This is a genomic window from Enterococcus infantis (assembly GCF_049166715.1).
Classification (GTDB): Bacteria; Bacillota; Bacilli; order Lactobacillales; family Enterococcaceae; genus Enterococcus_C; species Enterococcus_C leclercqii.
This window is the reverse complement of the sequence record NZ_JBMHFB010000008.1, coordinates 150,437-171,597: the sequence shown is the minus strand read 5'-3', so window position 1 is coordinate 171,597 and position 21,161 is coordinate 150,437. Positions and strand designations below refer to the sequence as shown.

18 protein-coding genes are annotated in these 21,161 nt (G+C 43.0%); all 18 read left to right on the top strand.

The window, feature by feature from the left end:
- Positions 1 to 2: 2 nt before the first annotated feature.
- A complete protein-coding gene (gene lpdA, locus ACOMA8_RS11070; RefSeq protein WP_421370766.1) occupies positions 3 to 1,409 on the top strand; it encodes a dihydrolipoyl dehydrogenase in 1,407 nt (468 codons plus the stop codon).
- A gap of 179 nt (positions 1,410 to 1,588) precedes the next feature.
- Positions 1,589 to 1,867, top strand: a complete 279-nt coding sequence (locus tag ACOMA8_RS11065; RefSeq protein ID WP_161899687.1) for a UPF0223 family protein — start codon at positions 1,589 to 1,591, stop codon at positions 1,865 to 1,867.
- Between the two features lie 45 nt (positions 1,868 to 1,912).
- On the top strand, positions 1,913 to 2,683 hold the full coding sequence (locus ACOMA8_RS11060; protein WP_421370835.1) for an inositol monophosphatase family protein: 771 nt from the start codon (positions 1,913 to 1,915) through the stop codon (positions 2,681 to 2,683).
- Between the two features lie 181 nt (positions 2,684 to 2,864).
- Entirely contained in the window at positions 2,865 to 4,703 is a 1,839-nt protein-coding gene (typA, locus tag ACOMA8_RS11055) for a translational GTPase TypA (RefSeq protein ID WP_161899688.1), read from the top strand.
- 698 nt (positions 4,704 to 5,401) lie between these two features.
- A complete protein-coding gene (locus ACOMA8_RS11050) occupies positions 5,402 to 5,695 on the top strand; it encodes an Fpa/YlaN family protein (protein WP_161899689.1) in 294 nt (97 codons plus the stop codon).
- Between the two features lie 4 nt (positions 5,696 to 5,699).
- Positions 5,700 to 6,893, top strand: coding sequence for an FtsW/RodA/SpoVE family cell cycle protein (locus ACOMA8_RS11045; protein ID WP_421370763.1), 1,194 nt, complete (start codon positions 5,700 to 5,702; stop codon positions 6,891 to 6,893).
- 352 nt (positions 6,894 to 7,245) lie between these two features.
- Positions 7,246 to 10,674, top strand: a complete 3,429-nt coding sequence (locus ACOMA8_RS11040) for a pyruvate carboxylase (RefSeq protein ID WP_421370761.1) — start codon at positions 7,246 to 7,248, stop codon at positions 10,672 to 10,674.
- 216 nt (positions 10,675 to 10,890) lie between these two features.
- Entirely contained in the window at positions 10,891 to 12,021 is a 1,131-nt protein-coding gene (locus tag ACOMA8_RS11035) for a CAP-associated domain-containing protein (protein WP_421370759.1), read from the top strand.
- 2 nt (positions 12,022 to 12,023) lie between these two features.
- Positions 12,024 to 12,458 carry a YlbF/YmcA family competence regulator gene (locus ACOMA8_RS11030; RefSeq protein ID WP_161899693.1) on the top strand — a complete coding sequence of 145 codons (435 nt, stop codon included), beginning with the start codon at positions 12,024 to 12,026 and terminating at the stop codon, positions 12,456 to 12,458.
- On the top strand, positions 12,448 to 12,795 hold the full coding sequence (locus tag ACOMA8_RS11025) for a YlbG family protein (protein ID WP_161899694.1): 348 nt from the start codon (positions 12,448 to 12,450) through the stop codon (positions 12,793 to 12,795). Before ACOMA8_RS11030 ends, ACOMA8_RS11025 begins: the two co-directional genes overlap by 11 nt.
- A gap of 190 nt (positions 12,796 to 12,985) precedes the next feature.
- Positions 12,986 to 13,558, top strand: a complete 573-nt coding sequence (rsmD, locus tag ACOMA8_RS11020; protein WP_161899695.1) for a 16S rRNA (guanine(966)-N(2))-methyltransferase RsmD — start codon at positions 12,986 to 12,988, stop codon at positions 13,556 to 13,558.
- Positions 13,555 to 14,052, top strand: a complete 498-nt coding sequence (gene coaD / locus ACOMA8_RS11015; RefSeq protein WP_421370754.1) for a pantetheine-phosphate adenylyltransferase — start codon at positions 13,555 to 13,557, stop codon at positions 14,050 to 14,052. The genes rsmD and coaD overlap by 4 nt, the downstream gene beginning before the upstream one ends.
- Positions 14,036 to 15,067: a SepM family pheromone-processing serine protease gene (locus tag ACOMA8_RS11010; protein WP_421370752.1), complete on the top strand. Its 1,032-nt coding sequence runs from the start codon at positions 14,036 to 14,038 to the stop codon at positions 15,065 to 15,067. The genes coaD and ACOMA8_RS11010 overlap by 17 nt, the downstream gene beginning before the upstream one ends.
- Positions 15,068 to 15,513: 446 nt before the next feature.
- Positions 15,514 to 15,912 carry a DUF1149 family protein gene (locus tag ACOMA8_RS11005; RefSeq protein ID WP_161899698.1) on the top strand — a complete coding sequence of 133 codons (399 nt, stop codon included), beginning with the start codon at positions 15,514 to 15,516 and terminating at the stop codon, positions 15,910 to 15,912.
- A gap of 2 nt (positions 15,913 to 15,914) precedes the next feature.
- Positions 15,915 to 16,292, top strand: a complete 378-nt coding sequence (locus ACOMA8_RS11000) for a VOC family protein (protein WP_161899699.1) — start codon at positions 15,915 to 15,917, stop codon at positions 16,290 to 16,292.
- Between the two features lie 210 nt (positions 16,293 to 16,502).
- Positions 16,503 to 17,885 carry a dihydropyrimidinase gene (hydA, locus tag ACOMA8_RS10995; RefSeq protein ID WP_161899700.1) on the top strand — a complete coding sequence of 461 codons (1,383 nt, stop codon included), beginning with the start codon at positions 16,503 to 16,505 and terminating at the stop codon, positions 17,883 to 17,885.
- A gap of 200 nt (positions 17,886 to 18,085) precedes the next feature.
- Positions 18,086 to 18,820: a metallophosphoesterase gene (locus ACOMA8_RS10990; RefSeq protein ID WP_421370748.1), complete on the top strand. Its 735-nt coding sequence runs from the start codon at positions 18,086 to 18,088 to the stop codon at positions 18,818 to 18,820.
- Between the two features lie 165 nt (positions 18,821 to 18,985).
- Positions 18,986 to 21,160, top strand: coding sequence for a Tex family protein (locus ACOMA8_RS10985; protein ID WP_421370746.1), 2,175 nt, complete (start codon positions 18,986 to 18,988; stop codon positions 21,158 to 21,160).
- Position 21,161 lies beyond the last annotated feature (1 nt).

Genomic DNA, 21,161 nt, shown 5'->3' with positions numbered 1-21,161 from the left:
AAATGGTAGTTGGAGATTTTGCTATCGAATTGGATACAGTTGTAATCGGTGCTGGACCTGGCGGCTATGTGGCCGCCATCCGAGCCGCTGAAATGGGTCAAAAGGTTGCGATCATTGAACGGGAATTTATCGGCGGGGTTTGTTTGAACGTCGGTTGTATCCCTTCAAAAGCCTTGATTGCAGCTGGGCATCATCTGCAAGAATCCAAAGACTCTAGCGTTTTTGGTGTTTCTGCTGAAAATGTTCAATTGGACTTTACTAAGACTCAAGAATGGAAAGATAACAGTGTTGTTCATAAATTGACTAGCGGTGTAGAATTTCTTTTGAAAAAACATAAAGTTGAAATCTTGATGGGGGAAGCCTTTTTCGTAGATGATCATACCTTGCGTGTGATGCATCCGGATTCTGCTCAAACCTATTCTTTCAATAATGCTATCGTTGCTACTGGTTCTCGTCCTATCGAAATCAAGGGCTTCAAGTTCGGTGGTCGCGTGTTGGATTCTACTGGTGGTTTGAACTTGAAAGAAGTTCCGAAAAAATTCGTCATCATTGGTGGCGGTGTTATCGGTGCTGAATTGGGTGGCGCTTATGCCAACCTTGGTGCCGATGTGACAATCCTTGAAGGTTCTCCGCAAATTTTGCCAACATATGAAAAAGACATGGTGAAATTGGTAGAAGACGACTTCAAGAAAAAAGGCGTAACCGTTGTTACCAGCGCAATGGCTAAAGAAGCCATTGACAATGGAGACAGTGTGACCGTCAAGTATGAAGTCGACGGAAAAGAACAATCTGTAGTTGCTGATTATGTCATGGTAACTGTTGGTCGCCGTGCCAATACGGATGATCTTGGATTAGAACAAGCAGGAGTTGAAGTCGCTGAACGGGGATTGATTCCGGTAGATGCACAGGGACGGACCAATGTGAAAAATATTTTTGCTATTGGTGACATCGTAGCTGGTGCTGCCTTGGCTCATAAAGCTAGCTATGAAGCTAAAATTGCTGCTGAAGCAATTTCAGGTAAAAAAGTGGCAGTCGACTATAAAGCTATGCCAGCCGTAGCTTTCACTGACCCTGAGTTAGCTTCTGTCGGTTTGACGATTGCTGAAGCAAAAGAAAAAGGCTACGATGCCAAAGCATTCAAGTTCCCATTCTCAGGCAATGGTCGTGCTTTGTCTTTGGATAAAACGGAAGGCTTCATGCGTTTGGTAACTACCGTTGATGACAATGTCATTATCGGTGCTCAAATCGCCGGCGTTGGCGCTTCTGATATGATTTCTGAGTTGGCATTGGCCATCGAATCCGGAATGAATGCAGAAGATATCGCATTGACAATCCATCCACATCCTTCTTTGGGAGAAATCACGATGGATACAGCTGAATTGGCACTTGGTTTGCCAATCCACATTTAATTGTTGTTCAACAGTCAATCTGCCTGGAGATTCCGGGAGGTTGGCTGTTTTTTTCTATCTGTTTATGAGAAAAATCTTGTACTAGGGTGGACAGACAACTTTTACAAGCCGCTTAGTTTGTCTTCTTTTGGAAGCTGTCTGATTGTGTTACACTGGTGGAGAATGTGAGAGGTGAAACCATGCGAGATTATCAATACCCATTAGATTTGGACTGGACAACTGAGGAAATGGTAACAGTGATGAAAATGTGGGAATTACTGGAGCAAGCCTATGAAGAAGGAATTCAGGCCGAAACATTTTTGAAAGGCTATTCTCAATTCAAAAAAGTTGTTCCTTCCATTGGTGAAGAGCGGCGATTGGGCAAAGATTTCGAGAAGTTATCGGGATATTCATTGTACCGGACACTGCAGTCGGCTCGACAAAAAGAGCGAGGGCGCTTTAAAATGTCCGCTGCTTGATTAAATTGAAGTGAAGAGCACAGAAGGGAAATCATTATGACACAAATGAAACAGATTACCGAGGAAATCAAAGGCTGGATCTACGAAGCTGGTGACAAAATTAAAGCTAGTTTTGCAAACGACGATTTACAAATTGATACAAAGTCTGGACGGACGGATCTCGTTACAGAGATGGATAAAGCAACCCAGGAATTTTTGGGAAATAAAATCTTGGCTTTTGACCCGAATGCGAAAATCATGGGGGAAGAAAATGGAAAAGATCATTTAACAGACTTCTCCGGTCGCGTATTTATCATTGATCCTATTGATGGTACGATGAACTTTGTCTTAGAGCAGGAAAATTTTTGCATCATGGTGGCCATGTATGAAGACGGAATTGGCAAATTGGGCTTTGTTTATGATGTAATGAAAGACGAATTTTTATATGGTGGGCCTGACCTAGGTGTCTTTTGCAATGGTAACGTGGTAGCAGCTCCTAAAGATAAAGCATTATCTGCTGGATTAGTAGGTATGAACCATGTCATGTACCAAAGAAATGATTACCATGTGCAAGAGATTGGTGATATCGCGATGGGTGTGCGAATGTCAGGTTGTGCCGGTTACGAGCTGATTGATTTAGCCTTGGGTCGGCGAGTTGCCTATATTTCTAGATTAGCACCTTGGGACTATGCGCCTGGTGGTGTCTTGATTGAGGCCTTGGGATTGAAAATGTCCTCTATTACCGGAGATTCGTTAAAACTGGCTGGTCGCGAAGTATTTTTGGCGGGGACTCCTCAAGCTTATGAGGAGTGTTTGAAATTAGCGAGTGGAAAATAGAACGGAGTGTTTGTGAAATTGGAAATTTCTTTAAGAAAGCTTGGTTTTTTCGGAGAAATGAAACATTTTCACTATATTTCAGAAAGAGTTTCTGATATAATAAGCCGTCGAGTGAAACAATCGTGCATCGAAACCGGCCGCAATGGGCTGGTTTTTTTAAGGAAAAGAGGAGTTTACAACAGTGAAATTACGTGAAGACATCCGCAACGTGGCCATCATCGCCCACGTCGACCACGGAAAAACCACATTAGTCGATGAATTATTGAAACAATCCGATACTCTGGATAGCCATACACAGTTGGCTGAACGGGCAATGGACTCCAATGCGTTGGAAAAAGAGCGGGGAATCACCATTCTGGCGAAAAACACCGCTGTTGAATATAAAGACCACAAGATCAATATCATGGATACCCCTGGACACGCGGACTTTGGTGGCGAAGTTGAACGGATCATGAAAATGGTTGATGGTGTATTGCTGGTAGTTGATGCTTATGAAGGAACGATGCCTCAAACTCGTTTCGTATTGAAAAAAGCGTTGGAACAACATCTGATTCCAATCGTAGTAGTCAACAAAATCGACAAGCCTTCTGCTCGTCCGGAACATGTAGTTGATGAAGTGTTGGAACTGTTTATCGAATTGGGAGCCGATGATGACCAACTGGATTTTCCTGTGATCTATGCGTCTGCTTTGAATGGTACATCAAGTCTTTCCGATGATCCTGCTGACCAAGAAGCGACAATGGCTCCAATCTTTGACACTATTTTGGAACACATTCCAGCTCCGGTAGATAATAGCGACGAGCCCCTGCAATTCCAAGTATCCTTGCTAGACTATAATGAATATGTGGGACGTATCGGGATCGGTCGAGTTTTCCGTGGAACTATTCGTGTAGGTGACCAAGTGGCATTGATGAAACTGGATGGGGAAGTCAAAAAATTCCGAGTAACAAAACTGTTTGGTTTCTTCGGTTTGAAACGTCAAGAAATTCAAGAAGCCAAAGCTGGCGATTTGATTGCTGTTTCAGGGATGGAAGATATTTTCGTTGGTGAAACAGTTACGCCTGTAGACCACCAAGATGCCTTGCCAATCCTGCATATTGATGAACCAACCTTGCAGATGACTTTCTTGGTGAACAACTCACCGTTTGCTGGCCGTGAAGGGAAATTCGTCACTGCACGTAAGATTGAAGAACGTCTGATGTCTCAACTGCAAACCGATGTTTCACTGCGGGTCGATTCTATTGCACCGGATGCTTGGATTGTATCTGGTCGTGGCGAACTGCATCTGTCTATTTTGATTGAAAATATGCGTCGTGAAGGCTTTGAACTGCAAGTATCACGTCCTGAAGTAATCGAACGTGAAATCGACGGTGTCAAATGCGAACCATTTGAACGGGTGCAAATTGATACACCGGAAGAATATATGGGTTCTGTAATCGAAGCTTTGGGTGTACGTAAAGGCGAAATGCAAGACATGATCCATACCGGTAACGGACAAGTTCGGATTATCTTCTTGGTACCTGCTCGTGGCTTGATTGGGTTTAGTACAGACTTCTTATCTATGACCCGTGGTTACGGGATCATGGCTCATACCTTTGATGCGTATCTACCGATGGTTCCTGGACAGATTGGTGGTCGTCACCAAGGTGCCTTGGTTTCTATCGACCAAGGGAAAGCAACAACATATTCCATCATGTCTGTGGAAGAACGCGGAACAGTCTTTGTTGAGCCTGGGACAGAAGTTTATGAAGGCATGATCGTCGGTGAAAACTCTCGGGATAAAGACTTAACTGTCAATATTACGAAAGCCAAACAAATGACTAACGTCCGCTCTGCGACGAAAGATCAGACTTCCGTCATTAAAAAACCACGTATCTTGACGTTGGAAGAATCATTGGAATTTCTGAACGAAGACGAGTACTGCGAAGTGACACCAGAAAGTATCCGGCTACGGAAACAAATTTTGAACAAAAATGAACGTGAAAAAGCAGCTAAAAAGAAAAAAATTGCTGCCGAATAATTTTCGCAAAGAGTGCAATCTTTCCATGGTATTATTACCACAGAAAGATTGCACTCTTTTTTTTAGGAAATTTATCAAGAGAGTACGAAGAGTCTAGGTTCTACAATATTTAGTGTTGGTGGAAACTCTCCGGATTTCTTCCAACATTTTTTTGTATGCGAAGTATAGAAAAAGAGATATCCAATAGAATGAAGTCGACTAAAACAGTCTCTTTTCAAAGAAAAAGAGGCCGAAATGAGCTCTTCTTAATGAAGTCTCAGAAAGTGCCGAGACGTGCTTTTTCTTAACAATATTTTACGAACGTTATTAAAAGAGACCTTTATCAACCAAGACCTGTTTTGTTAGAGATTTCTTTATCTATGTGGAAAACTACTTTTGAAAAAAGCGAATAGATATTGTTCCAAAGGGATTTTTGTACGAAATCGGTTAGTTGGAGAAAGTCATAATCAGTCTTTGTTGTTTCACAAAAACAGTTTGTTTCACGGGTTGCTTAGTATGTCTGATTTTTATACGAATGCTTTGAACACTAGTTAGTTTTTTTGTTCGGTATTTCATTTGCTTTCTTGAAAATATTATGAAAGGTTTTTGAGAGGGTATCCAAATTGATGGTGAACTATGCTATAATAATGAAACTGAAGCGTACTGGACCTTGTCCTACGGGATAGGCAGATAGTTCAGGACCGAAAGGAAGGATAATCATGGAATTTTCGCCGGAATTCGCATTGGAGCTGCTTGTCCAAGATGCTGACCGCATCAAAAAGCTGATTAAAAATCAAAAGAACAGTCAATGCATTTCGCAATGTAAAGCTTTTGAAGAAGTGGTCGATACACAGATGTATGGTTTTTCCCGGCAAGTGACCTATGCTGTCCGTCTCGGTCTGGTTTCCAATGAAATGGGGCACCAACTGATGGCAGATTTGGAAAAAGAGCTGAATCGTCTCTACACGGAAGTTTACGAAGACCAAAAATCTGACGTCAGCAAGGAGGCTTAGGCTTTTGCCGACAAAGTTGAAAAAACGCCACCTGATGGATTATGGGATTTTAATTCCCTATTTGATTTTATGTGTTTTTGGGTTGGTGATGGTTTACAGTTCCACCTCCTATGATCAGCTGGTTAAAGGGTTAAATCCGATGGAACCGGTTATCAAGCAAGCGGCTTTCTTTGTGATTAGCCTGGTCTTGATTGGGATCATTTATAAAATGAAAACTGACTTTTTGAAACGTAAAAATTTATCTGCTATAGCTATTGTTGTGATGCTGGCGTTGTTGATCTTTACCCGTTTTTTTTACAATCATCAGGTAAATGGGGCGTACGGTTGGATCAAACTGCCAGGGATGACCATCCAACCCGCAGAGTTTTTCAAAATTATTGTCATTTGGTTTTTAGCAGTAAAACTGGCTGCTCGTCAGAAGATTATCAATGAGCCTGGTATTCCTAAACGACTGTCGATGCCTCTTCTTTATGTATTTTCAGGTATTATCATTATCGCTTTGATGCCTGACCTTGGGAATGCAGCGATTATTATGCTGATTGCGATTGCAATGTTGTTAGCTAGTGGGATTAATTTCTGGTATAGCGTTGTAGTAGGAATCGGGGGTATTATCGCTTCTGTAGGAGTCATTAAGGGTATCGCTTTGCTGGGAAATACCCTAGGAGAAAAGATCAACGCAATTCCATTTAGTCATGTGTTTGAACGATTTATTGTCTACCAAGATCCCTTTGAGTATTTGTATGATAAAGGGCACCAACTGGTAAACGGCTATTATGCTTTTTATAATGGTGGATTGTTTGGACGTGGACTGGGGAACAGTATCCAAAAGAAAGGCTTTCTACAGTTTCCTTATACGGATTATATTTTTGCCGTTGTTGTTGAAGAATTGGGGCTGATTGTAGCCATCTTAGTCTTGGCGCTGGTTTTTTATATGATTGTTCGAATTTTCTTAGTTGGTATTCGATCAACAGATCCGTTCAATTCACTAATGTCGATCGGGATTGGTGCATTGTTTATGGTCCAAGTCTTCGTCAATCTTGGTGGTGTTTTAGGAATCATCCCATTGACCGGCGTCACCTTTCCATTTCTCAGTCAAGGTGGATCCAGTTTATTGATGCTTTCTATCTGTATTGGCTTTGTGCTGAACATCAGTGCCGAGGAAAAGCGAAAGAAATATGGAATTAGTCTGGGAAGTTAAATGATTTTCCAGATCAAAAATTACACGGCATCTGAAACAGATGCCGTGTCTTTAAAAAAAGAAGTGTCACAATTTTCAAAATCATGTCTGAGATGGAAACAGAAGCTGAACATAAAAAAATCATTTCGATAAACTGAATCAAACTGTCAGTTCTACTTTCTAGGTTAGCTAGTGGAATGATATACGTAGAGAAAATAAGGCTGATTTTTCTTTGGAAAAATCATTGCTTAAATATGAACGAGGATGTCAGTTCCACTTTCTAGGTTGTCTAGTGGAATGATATACGTAGAGAAAATAAGACTGATTTTTCTTTGGAAAAATCATTACTTTAATATGAACGAGGAGTGGTAAAATGAAAAAAGTTCTGGTGGCCAATCGGGGAGAAATTGCTATTCGAGTATTTCGTGCTTGTAGTGAGCTGCGTATCAAAACTGTCGCAATCTACGCGGCAGAAGACGAGTATTCCGTCCATCGTTTTAAAGCAGATGAAGCCTACCTGGTTGGAAAAGGAAAAAAACCAATCGATGCATACCTGGATATTGATGATATTATTCGGATTGCAAAAGATTCTGGGGCAGAAGCCATTCATCCGGGTTATGGTTTTTTATCGGAAAATCTGGAATTTGCGCAGCGTTGTGAAGCAGAGGGCATCATTTTTATCGGGCCATCAACTTACCATTTAGATATTTTCGGCGACAAAATTAAAGCCAAAGAAGCGGCGATTGCTGCTGGTATCCAATCGATCCCTGGTTCAGATGGTCCTGTAGCTTCGGTGGAAGAAGTTCTGGAATTTGCCAGAACCCATGACTACCCCGTTATGATTAAAGCTGCTCTTGGTGGCGGCGGCCGCGGCATGCGGGTTGCCCATGACGAAAAAGAAGCTCGTGACGGTTATCAGCGGGCTAAAAGTGAAGCAAAAGCAGCTTTTGGTTCTGATGAAGTGTATGTGGAAAAATATATCAGTGATCCTAAGCATATTGAAGTTCAAATACTTGGGGATACCCACGGAAATGTCGTGCATTTATTTGAGCGTGATTGCTCAGTGCAGCGACGACATCAAAAAGTAGTTGAAGTTGCCCCTTGTGTATCTTTAAACGACCAACAGCGTCAAACCATTTGTCAGGCGGCGGTTCAGTTGATGAAGCACGTTGGTTATATCAATGCCGGGACAGTGGAATTTCTGGTAGAAGGGGACAAATTCTACTTTATCGAGGTCAATCCGCGGGTTCAAGTAGAGCATACAATCACAGAAATGATTACAGATGTCGATATTGTGACCTCTCAGATCCTAATTGCCCAAGGAAAAGAGCTGCATCGTGAAATTGGTATTCCCCAGCAAGATAAGATTGCAATTAAAGGAGCTGCCATCCAGTGCCGGATCACTACTGAAGATCCTTTGAATAATTTTATGCCAGATACCGGTAAGATCGATACCTATCGTTCGCCGGGTGGTTTCGGGGTGCGTCTTGACGTTGGAAATGCCTATGCTGGAGCAGTTGTTTCACCGTATTTCGATTCGCTGCTGGTAAAAGTTTGTACATTTGGTGCAAATTTTGAGCAGGCGATTCAAAAAATGCAGCGCTGCTTACGAGAATTTCGTATTCGCGGAGTTAAAACCAATATTCCTTTCATGCAAAATGTGATCAACCATCCCGAGTTTCAATCGGGGGATGCCAAAACGACTTTCATTGATAATACACCAGGTTTGTTCGAGTTTCCGAAATTGCGAGACCGGGGCAATAAAACTATGAAGTACATTGGCGAAATCACCATCAACGGTTTTCCGGGGATTGAACAGTCTAAGAAAAAATATTTTGAAGCACCACGAATTCCCAAAAAGCTGGAAACGTTGGACAGTTATCGTTCTGCTAAAAATGTTTTGGAGGAAGAGGGAGCTGAGGCTCTTTCTGCTTGGATCAAAGGCCACAAAGAATTGCTTTTGACAGATACGACTTTCCGAGATGCTCATCAAAGCTTGTTGGCAACGCGAGTGCGAACCAAAGATTTCAGCAAAATCGCTGACTTGACCGAAAAAGCAATGCCGCAGTTGTTTTCAGCAGAAATGTGGGGTGGGGCTACTTTTGACGTTGCTTATCGTTTCTTAAATGAAGACCCGTGGAAACGCCTGCGAATGATTCGGGAATTAATGCCTAATACGTTGTTACAGATGCTTTTCCGTGGGTCAAATGCAGTCGGCTATTCCAATTATCCTGACAACGTATTGGTGGAATTTATCAAAGAAGCAGCGGCACAAGGTATCGATGTGTTCCGGATCTTTGATAGCCTCAATTGGGTTCCTCAGATGGAAAAATCGATTCAAGCGGTCAGAGATACCGGGAAAATTGCTGAAGCAGCAATTTGTTACACCGGTGACATCAATGATCCAATGCGGGATAAATATACGGTCCAATACTACAAGAATATGGCAAAAGAGCTGGAAAACTGTGGCGCACATATCATTGCCATCAAGGATATGGCAGGTCTTTTGAAACCTCGTGCAGCTTATCGTTTGATCAGCGAACTAAAGGATACCGTTGATTTGCCAATTCATCTGCATACGCATGACACAGCGGGTAATGGCGTGATTACCTACTCGGCCGCCACTCAAGCAGGCGTAGATATCGTTGACGTTGCAATTAGTGCCATGAGTGCTTCTACCAGCCAGCCGAGTCTCAGTGGCTTGTATTATGCTCTAGCAGATGATGAACGTCAGCCGCAAATCAATGTAGACAATGCCCAGCAAATCAACCACTACTGGGAAGATGTCCGGATGTACTACAAACCTTTTGAAAACGGCTTAAATGCACCTCAGACTGAAGTTTACAAACACGAGATGCCTGGAGGACAGTATTCCAATTTGCAAGTCCAAGCAAAAGCGGTGGGTCTCGGAGACAAATGGGATGAAATCAAAGAGATGTACCATACAGTTAACATGATGTTCGGTGATATCGTGAAAGTGACGCCTTCTTCAAAGGTTGTCGGCGACATGGCCTTGTTCATGGTTCAAAACAATCTCACTGAAGAAGATGTCTATGAAAAAGGACTGGAATTGAACTTCCCAGAATCTGTGGTGACCTTCTTCCAAGGGGAATTAGGGCAGCCGGTTGGTGGCTTCCCTGAAAAACTTCAAAAAATCATTTTGAAAGGACGACCAGCTTTTACTGATCGCCCTGGGGCATTGGCAGCTTCAGTTGATTTTGGCAAAGTGAAACAGGAGTTGGCAGAAAAGATTGGGTATGAACCGCAACAAGATGAAATCTTGAGCTACTTGATGTATCCGCAAGTCTTTCTGGACTATCGTGATGCCTACAACATGTTTGCGGATGTCACGATGCTGGATACTCCGACTTTCTTTAAAGGCATGCGTTTAGGTGAAACGATTAATGTAGAGATTGAAAAAGGCAAGATCCTCATTATTCGTCTGGACGAAATCGGTGAGCCGGATATCGAAGGCAATCGGACCTTGTTCTTTAACTTGAATGGTCAACGCCGAGAAATTGTTGTGAAGGATAGTTCCATCAAGAGTGCAGTTCAAACCAAACGAAAAGCAGAACCGACAAATAAGGAACAGATTGGTGCTACCATGCCGGGGTCAGTTCTGCAAATATTAGTTAAAAAAGGGGATCGTGTAAAACAAGGCGACACCTTGATGGTCACTGAAGCTATGAAGATGGAGACTGCCATTGAAGCGCGCTTTGATGGTGAAATCAAGCATATCTATGTGGCTGAAGGAGAAGCTATTGCACAAGATGATCTATTGATTGAAATCGTTGAAAAATAAGTGTTGGGTAAGCCGTGACCTTTGTGGTTGCGGCTTTTTTGAAAGGACGAAGAATTCTTTCAAAAAGCGAAAATCAATGGAGAAGACTATTGCTGATTTCTATTGGATTGCAGTTCTCATTTTTACAGGAATATAGTATGATGAAGAATAGTTGGAAAAAGGAATTTCTCGTAAAAGGTTTTAAAAAGTCTTTTAGAAATAAAGGGGAGTGAAGGAATGAAGAATGGTCCGATTAAAAGACGCTGGCTGATTTTTGTGGCTCTGTTGTTCATTACGTTGATTGTCGTCTATTTACAACCAATCTTTTTTCCGAGACAGGTGCAGACGCTTCGTCCCCACGACTCGCAAGTTGTTGGTGAAGGGGGAAATACCAGTTTGCAAGTCGAGCCCATTCAGGCGGAAGGATTTGCGAAACTAATTGGAAAAAGCCAAAAAGAGTTTGAACGAACTTATGGTAGCCCTATAGTTAGTTATGATTCCGGCTATGGCTTTTTGATTAATCGCTATCAAACAGAATTGACGAATTCATATCTTGAAGTCAGTATTCAAGAAGGAAAAATAGCTGCGATTAAAACAGCAGGTATTGATGGCCCCAACATTGCACCTTTTCAGCTAAAGATGAGTATGGGTGACTTGGCTCAAATTACAATGCTATATCCCAATTTCACAGTCAAAAATGGCGAAGAAGACGTGAGCCTCGAATTGATGGAAGAAGATCTGAACTATCGTCCGTTAGTGGCTTTTGATAACGGGACGTATGGCATTTTGTTTTTCAATAATGATTCAGAATTGATTGCAGTGGCGTATCTGACAGCACAAATGCTGTTGAAGCTGGCTCCTTACAGCGTGACTGATGGGACGGTCACGGCCATTCAACCGACCACGGAAAATTGGGAGGCCATCGATCAGCAAAAAGAGACGCAAGGATTCAGATTGTTGAACATCCTGAGAACTAATGAAAATCTCCCAAATTACGATACCACCTATACTCTCCAAGGACAGAGCCGTGACTTTTTAGCGCGTTTTTTGAAAAAGCCGGAAAGCTATTTGGATGGAACAAAATTGGAGAGTTTTTTACGAGTAACCGAAGATGCTGGCAATGAGTTTTTTATCATTGGTGGCAAAGAATTTGAAGAATTGGCTGCTGCACTTGAAGTTCCCGGAGTCTACGGTTTTTTTGAGACGCCTTGTTATGATTTAACGTTTCAGATTCTTTCCTGGTACAGCGATCCTTATATACACACTCGCTTTACAAAAGAGAGTCCGCAGGCGACAGCTATTGGCATCTCGCAGCAGAATATGGTAATCTTATTTGAGGACAGAACGTCGACAGAGGACAGTGAATAACTATGATTTACGATGAAAATATGTTGGCAGTCGACCAGCAGATTCAACAATTGCTTACTGTGATTAGCGACAGTCCCTTTTGCAGGGAATACCAGATAGCTCGCAGATCATTGCAAACAAATCTTGAAGCGCAAGGATTACGGAAAGCTTTCAACGATAAAAAAAATAATTATGAATCAGTAGCAGCTTATGGAGAGTATGCTCCGGGATTTAAAGAAACCCGCTTGGCGGTTATGGGGGCGAAACGACAGCTGGATTTGCATCCGATAGTTGCTAACTTCCGAGTGCAAGAAACGCGCTTGCAGGGATTGTTGGATGAGATATCTGGAACGATTGCCCACAAAATTGATGCTGCAATCAAAGTCGATGCGGGCAATCCATTTTTTGAAACGAAAAACCATCACGAGGGTTGCGGAGGAAATTGTCATGGAAGTTGATACAACAGCAGCATTTGAAATTAATAAAAGACGCGGCCTGGTTGTTTGGGTCTATAGCTTGAAACAATTGAAGAATTTGAAACGGTATGGTTTAGTCCATTATGTTTCCAGAAAAATGAAGTATGTGTATCTGTATTTGGATGAAGAGCGCTTTGCTGAAAATATGGAAAAAATTCAGCGCTTGCATTTTGTACGAAGTGTGGAGCCTTCTTATCGTCCAGATGTTGAAATGAACTTCGCAGACAAGATTGGAACAAGGGCAGCGTATCAAATGGATGAAGACGGCTTTGAAGTTGAAGAGCTCTCTACAACGATCCGTTTGGCGGAAGATGTTTGAGAAACGATTGATAAAAAGCGATAAAAGGCGGGAGTCCTGGGGATGATCTCCGCCTTTTTTGTGCCTGACAAAGGGCTGGAAAAAACGTTGGATTTCGAAGGATTTTCAACCTTTTTTCATTGTCATCGCGGACATCCGGTGGTAGGATCAAAAGCAACGACCCATTTGAGAACAGAAAGCAGGGAAACATATGAGAGTGATCTCCGGTGAGTTTCGGGGAAGAAAATTGAAGAGCTTGTCAGGAGACAACACTAGGCCAACGACTGACAAAGTAAAAGAATCTATATTCAACATGATTGGCCCTTATTTTGACGGCGGCACTTGTCTTGACTTATTTGCTGGAAGCGGTGGCTTGGCAATTGAAGCCGTCTCTCGAGGAATGGATCATGCGTATCTTGTAGATCGCAGTTACCCTGCAACCAAGGTGATCAAAGAAAACATTGCAATCACTAAAGTTGAGGAACGATTTACTGTTTGGAAAATGACCGCTGAGGCAGCGCTTCGTCAGTTGACTGCGGAAGGTCAGCAGTTTGATTTAGTTTTATTGGATCCCCCTTATGCCAAGCAGCAGTTGGTTACACAATTGACTGAAATGGCGAATGGCGGATTATTAAGGGAGGATGCGCTGGTTGTCTGTGAAACGGATAAGCAAGTCACGTTGCCTGAAACCATCGGGGCAAGCTTACAGCAGATTCGACAGCAAACTTACGGAATTACGGCTGTCACCATCTATCGCTTCCAATTAGAGGAGGAGAATCTATGAAAAAGGCGTTGTTTCCCGGCAGTTTTGATCCATTTACTAAGGGGCATTTGGATACGGTAGAAAGAGCGGCACGCTTATTTGATGAAGTGATTATTGGTGTATTTATCAATACTTCAAAAGCCGGTTGGTTCTCAGCTGCAGAACGAACAGAACTGATTCAAACTGCGGTGGCTCATCTGCCTAATGTACGAGTGGTGACCCAAGATTCCGAGTTGACAGTAACGGCTGCTCAAAAACTAGGCGCTGACTTTTTGCTGCGAGGCATTCGCAGTGTCAAAGATTACGAGTATGAAAAAGATATCATGACCATGAATAATCATTTAGCGTCAGAGATCGAGACCGTTTTTTTGTTGGCTAAACCCGAGTATAGCCACATCAGCTCAAGTTTGCTAAAGGAAGTACTGCTCTTTAACGGTGATGTGAAAAAGTACTTACCTCCAGCGATTTATGAAGCCTATTTAAGAAAGCGGGATACCCATGAAAAAGCAAAATAAAGTACCAGTGAAACAACTGCTGCTTTTATTGGCAGCACTGGCAGTTTTGGCAAGCCTGATAGTTCCCATTCCATATTACATTGAAGCACCAGGTGCTACGATCAAACTAGACGAGCTAATCACTGTTAACGATCAAAAAGATCAGCATTCCGGGTCATTTGCGTTGACATCTGTAGGTATCCGGCAAGCGACAGTAGCCACTGCTGTACGGGCGAAATTTTCTGATTTTCAGGACCTGATTACAAAGCAAGAATTGATGGGCAATGCGACTAATGAAGAATATGATCGTATCCAGAATTACTACATGGAGTCTTCGCAAAATGCCGCCATTGAACAAGCGTTGAAGCTGGCCGATAAGAAATATGAAATGCGCTACTTGGGAGTCTATGTTCTAGCCATCGATCCAACTTCCAATTTTTACGGGAAAATTTCAGTAGGGGATACTGTAACCAAAGTGGATGGGAAAAGTTTTGAAAATGCAGATGATCTGGTGAAATATGTCCACAGTCAAAAAGTAGATCAAAGCGTCACCGTGACATATTTGCAAGATGGGAAAGAAAAAGAAGCTTCCGGCAAGCTGATTTCTCTCCCTAAACCAAATCAAGGCAAAGCCGGTATTGGCATCACACTGACCAGCCACACGGAGATTGAGTCTGCTGAAAAAGTCACCTTCAATGTTGACAATATCGGCGGCCCTTCCGCTGGGTTGATGTTCACTTTGGAGATCTATCAACAGCTGATTGCAAAAGACCTGCGCCATGGGTTGGCAATCGCCGGTACGGGTACTATGAATGCCGATGGGACAGTAGGTCAAATCGGCGGAATCGATAAAAAGGTTGCTTCAGCCGATGCCAGTGGCGCCAAGATCTTCTTTGCGCCAAAAGGAGAAAGCAAAGACGATACCAATTACCAAGAAGCCAAAGCTGCAGCCGAAAAGCTCGGAACAGAGATGAAAATTGTCCCTGTAAGCACGTTAAAAGATGCCGTTGACTATCTGGAAAATGAAGTGAAATAGTTTAATTTCCAGCTTTAATCTTTGTTTTAAGAGAGACGAAAATCTGATTGTTTGCCTCTGATAATAAAATAGATTCATCAGACCAAGACACCGAAAAATTCCTGTGAAAAGCAGTGGGAGTTTTTCGTGTCTTGGTCTCTTTGATTCTGTAAAGGGAGCTTTTTTTGAAAGAAAATTGCAAAGCCTGCTACCTTATAGAAGGGCAGTGGTTGCAGTTTGAATAGGCATAAAACATTTTTATTGCTTTAAATGGAAAGGCTCTTTTAAGGTGTGTTATAATCTTTTTATAACAAAGTAGCCGGGAAATCGTACAAGACCACAGTGGTGGGTTCCAGCTTTTTCCAGACAACTTTGATAAAACGGAAAGCACGCTAAGTCGGCGGGACTAACAGTTTGATAGGTACCTTGCCAGACCTTTGCCACAATCCGTTATCAGGAGGATAAAAATGAAAATTGAACGTCATAAACCAGTGGTAGAAAGCTATCACTACGATCACCGTATTCCTGAACAAGAATACGAAACAAAGCTGAATGTGGGATTTGCCCCTTTGCAGACCTCTGACCCTGATTATCCGAAAGAAAACAGTATTCTTGGCGCACGTCTTGAGTTCAATCTGATTTTTAAAGAATACATTCTCTCCGGCAGTATCAGTCAGGTGAATCATCTGGTCAATCGCAAAGTGGAACAACAAGAAGATCTCACCAAAGAAGAGATTGATGAAATTGTTGCGCCGTTGTTTGATATCGTGGAACGGATTACTTATGAAGTGACAGAAATTGCCACTGACGAACCAGGGCTTAAATTGAATTTTCAATCAAATGCCAGTCAAGCTGAGGAAGTGTAATCATGTTTAATGCGAAAACGCAAGTGATGCTTTACATGGAGGATGTAGCAAATGCCATTGCTTTTTGGGAAGCATTGGGTTTTGTGCTGCTTGATACGCAGGAAGCTGATGGTACTTTGGTAGCTGAAATCGCACCGACTGCCACCGCTGATTTGAGTTTTGTCTTGTACGACCTAACCTATGTCCAAAGTCATTCGCCTGAGGTCAATGTTGCAGCACCGTCAATTATGTTTTCAACAGATGATGCGATGGCCTTGTATCAGAAAATGCTGGAGCAAGGTGTCCAATTAGGGGAATTGGTCCAATTAGAAGAAGGACTGATCTTTAATTTCGCCGATCCTGAAGGAAACTATTTTGCGGTCAGTGGGACGGCCAACTAACGCAGGTAGAAGAATAGCACTGAACCGGAAGCCCTAAGCTTCCGGTTTTTTTGAATGCAAATTATTTTTTAGGTAAAATTGAAAATTTTTAGGTCTCGTGCTATTATAAGTTGAAACGCTTACAGATGTCGGAGCTTCTGCAACGGACTATTCCTTGCACCGGCCACACCCGTAGCGCTGAAAATGAATGATTTCAGGGGGTAAAACACAATGTCGAAATTATTGAAAGGCGGGGTTGTCGTCACAGCACGAGGACGGCTGCAGTTGGATGTTCGGATTGATGGTGAAAAGATTGTCGAGATGGGGACGAATCTGCCACAAGCAGGCGCCGAGGTGGAAGATGTCACGGGACGGTATTTGCTGCCCGGGTTTATCGATGCCCATACTCATTTGGAGTTAAACAATGGACCAGGTACCCAAGGAAGTGCGGATAATTTTTATACCGGAAGCAAGGCAGCTGTCGCAAAAGGTACGACTACTGTTATTGATATGGCCACACCTACCAAAGGGCAAAGTTTACAAGAATGTCTTGCGGTTTGGAACAACTTTGCTGAACATACGAGCTCATGTGATTATACTTATCACATGTCGATTATTGAATGGAACGAAGCGATAAAAAAAGAAATCGCGGAAATGATTGATCAGGGGATCACGTCATTTAAAATGTATCTGGCCTATGACAATCTGCGGGTTACTGACGGGGAACTTTTTGAAGCCATGGTGGAATTGCAAAAGCAAGGAGCCATGCTGGGGGTTCATTGCGAAAATGGCGATTTAGTCAATGAGAAGATTCATCAATTGTTAGCGGCAGGGAAAACTACGCCCCACTATCATCCTTTGTCAAGACCAGATGCAATTGAAGCAGAAGCGGTGGAACGTTACCTGATGATTGCTAAAGAAGCCGGTTTGACAGTCAATATCGTACATCTTTCCACTCGGCGTTCTTTAGAAGCTGTTCGCAGAGCGAGAAAGCGCGGCCAGCAATTATTCGTCGAAACTTGCCCGCAATACCTTCTTTTGGATGACAGCGTTTATGATCAACCGAATTTTCTGGGGGCCAAGTTTGTCTGTTCACCACCTATCCGAAAAATAACGGATCAGAAAGCACTGTGGGAAGGCATCACAGATGGTTCCATCAACACGATTTCTACGGATCATTGCAGTTTCAATTTTGCAGGCCAAAAAACATTGGGGGTTGATGACTTCAGTAAAATTCCCAATGGTATGCCAGGGGTTGAAACAAGGCCGGAGTTGATCTACACAGCCGGTGTGGATACGGGTAGAATTACTTTAGAAAAAATGGTGGCTTTGTTATCGGAAAACATCGCCCGGCAGTTCCACCTCTTTCCTCAAAAAGGAATTTTACAAGAAGGATCAGATGCAGATATTGTCGTCTGGGATCCAGACAAAGCCGGCTTGATCTCAGCTGCAACACAGCTGCAAAATGTTGATTACACCCCTTATGATGGATTTGTGACTAAAGGGGCAGCGGAGGCTGTCTACCTGAGAGGCGAAAAAGTTGCCGAAAACGGTGCAGTCTTGAAAGAAAAGCAAGGCCGTTTTGTTTATCGTAAAATACCAGTGACGGAGTAAAAATACAGGATCTACTGCTTCTCTGCAGACTTTTTTTAGCAGAGGGTGGGTAGATCCTTTTTTGTGTCTGAAGTTCTAAAACGAATGCCTTTATAAAGATTTATTCTGGGGAAAACGGAGCAGACTTTCGCAATTTATTTACCAGTGGCGTACACTTAGATTAACGAGAGCCGGAATTTTTAGAGAAGGGAGCACAAAAAATGAAACCTTATGTTTTTGCCATCAGTGATATTCATGGCATGTATGATCTGTTTGAAAAGGAAGTGGCCAACTATGATCCGGAGCATCATCAATTGGTGCTGATTGGTGATCTGAACGATCGCGGACCACGAAGCAAGGAGAGCCTGTTGTTAGGCAAAAGACTAGTGGAAGAATCAGGTGCAGTTTACCTAATGGGCAACCACGAAGAGTATTTGCTGGATTTTTTGCAACAACCGGAAGATGTGGCGCCGATGTATCTTTACAATGGCGGCAAAGAAACAGTGGAGAGTTTGCTTCATAAAGGCGCCTGGGAGGAATACTCCCCCACAGAAATAGCTATGATGATCCGCAGCCGTTACCAAGATCTGATTGCCTTTTTAAAAGAACGACCCCTCTATTATGAATGGGGGCCTTATGTATTTGTCCATGCCGGTGTTGATTTGACCAAAAAGGATTGGCGCAAAACCACTCCTCACGATTTTGTTTGGATCAGAGAGCCTTTTCACACTGGAAAAAATAATACTGGCAAGATCATCGTCTTTGGCCACACCATTACTCCAATGCTTCATGGGGACATGCAGACCACGGATCTTTGGCTCTCAGACAACAAAATCGGCATCGATGGAGGAGCAGTTTTTGGAGGCAGTGTACATGGTGTGATTTTTGATACAACTGGGATCCTACAAGACATTGAGTATCAAAACACCACGGGTCCATGGCAGCCGGACAGGTAATCTTAGCTGCCAGAGAAACTGTTTGCCGGTTTTTCTTTTTTGAAGAAAGATATGGTAAAATAAATCGGTATGGCATCAAAAGCTGTCAGGCATGTATCAAAACGGCGCCTTTGTTTTGATTCGCATGCCTTTTTGGCGGCCACTGTCAAGAAAGGTGTGACGCAGATGGATCAGGCAATTTTGGATCTTTTAAAACAAGAGTTGAAACAGTATCATCCTGGGCAGTTAAAACGGGTGTTGGAATTATTAACAGAGGGCAATACGGTTCCTTTTATTGCTCGTTATCGTAAAGAAGTGACTGGGAACCTGGATGAAGTACAGATTCGGGAGATTGAAGAACGTTACCAGTATTTGAGCAACCTGGAAAAGCGTAAAGAAGAAGTATTGCGTTTGATTCAAGAGCAGGAGAAATTGACGCCCCAACTGGCGCAAGCAATCAACGCCGCAGTGAAAATGCAACAGGTGGAGGACCTTTACCGACCCTTTAAGCAAAAACGCCGGACAAAAGCTACCATTGCAAAAGAGCGGGGATTGGAAGCTTTGGCACAATGGTTGCTGACGTTTCCTGCCGCTGGGGATGTCAATCAACAGGCGGCACAATTTGTTGACCCTGACAAGGAAGTATTCACACCAGAAGAAGCATTGGCTGGTGCTCATGAAATCTTGGCGGAACAGTTTGGTGACGTTGCTGAGTTTAGAAGCTGGATTCGGGAGTATACTTTTTCTCACGGCAGTTATACCAGTGTGGTCAAAGATGCAGAGAAGGACGAAAAAGGCGTTTATGAAATGTATTATGATTTTAGTGAACCCTTGAAAAAGATGGTCTCTCATCGAATACTGGCCACTAATCGCGGCGAGAATGAAGATATTCTAAAAGTGACAATCCAAGTGGATGAAGCCAAAATCATGACTTATTTCAGCAGTAAACTGCTGAAATCCCATTCTTCACCAGCGACACCTCTTGTAACAGCGGCCTATGAAGATGCCTATAAACGATTTATTGGACCAGCCATCGAACGGGAACTGCGGAATCAGTTGACTGAAGCAGCGGATGAACAGGCAATCCAAGTCTTCGGTGAAAACCTTCGTAATCTTTTGTTGCAACCGCCTTTGAAGGGAAAGGTCGTCTTGGGATTTGATCCCGCCTATCGAACTGGTTGTAAATTGGCTGTTTTAGATGCTACCGGCAAAGTACTTGATATTGCAGTAATCTATCCTCATAAGCCAGCCAATGAAGCCAAACGCGCAGCAGCCGGGCCGGCCTTTTTCAAGCTGATTGAAAAGTACCAAGTAGACATGGTAGCCATTGGCAATGGGACAGCTAGCCGAGAATCAGAACAATTTGTCGCAGAACAGCTTCGTGAGACAGAGCGGGAAGTATTTTATGTCATCGTCAATGAAGCCGGCGCCTCTGTCTATTCTGCAAGTGATACAGCTCGGGCAGAATTTCCCGACTTGGCAGTTGAAGAACGTAGTGCCATCAGTATTGGCCGCCGTTTACAAGATCCATTGGCAGAATTAGTAAAAATTGATCCTCAGGCAGTAGGTGTGGGGCAATACCAACATGATGTTTCCCAAAAACGATTGGCTGAGCAGCTGGATTTTGTCGTAGAGACAGTCGTTAACCAGGTAGGGGTGGATGTCAATACTGCCAGCCCTCAGCTTTTACAACGAGTGGCCGGCTTGAACAAAACCACCGCGCAAAATATCTTTACTTATCGAGAGGAAAATGGGGCTTTTACTGCCCGTAATCAACTGAAAAAAGTACCACGACTGGGACCTAAAGCCTACGAACAAGCCATTGGATTTTTGAGGATTCCAGCGGGGAAACATATTTTGGACAATACCGGTATTCACCCGGAAAGCTATCCAGCAACCAAAGAAATCCTTGCGCTGGCAGCAGTTACAGAAAAACAGTTGGGGTCTGAAACAGCCCAAGAGGCTTTGAAAAAACTGAAGCCAGAAGAGTTGAGTCGTAAACTTGGCATCGGTAAAGAGACCGTTGTAGATATTTTGAAGGCATTGTTGCAACCAGGACGGGATATGCGAGAAGAAATGCCTGCGCCCCTTTTACGAAAAGATGTCTTGAAAATGGAAGACCTCAAAGCCGGCATGGAGCTTAAGGGAACAGTGAGAAATGTGATTGATTTTGGCGCCTTCGTTGACATTGGTGTCAAACAAGATGGCTTAGTGCATATTTCCAAACTCAGCAATAAATTTGTGAAGCAGCCGAAAGACGTCGTTGCAGTAGGTGATGTGGTCACTGTCTGGGTGGAACAAGTTGATCTGAAAAAAGGCCGTATCAGTTTGACCATGAAAAATCCGGTGCAGGAAAAGTAAG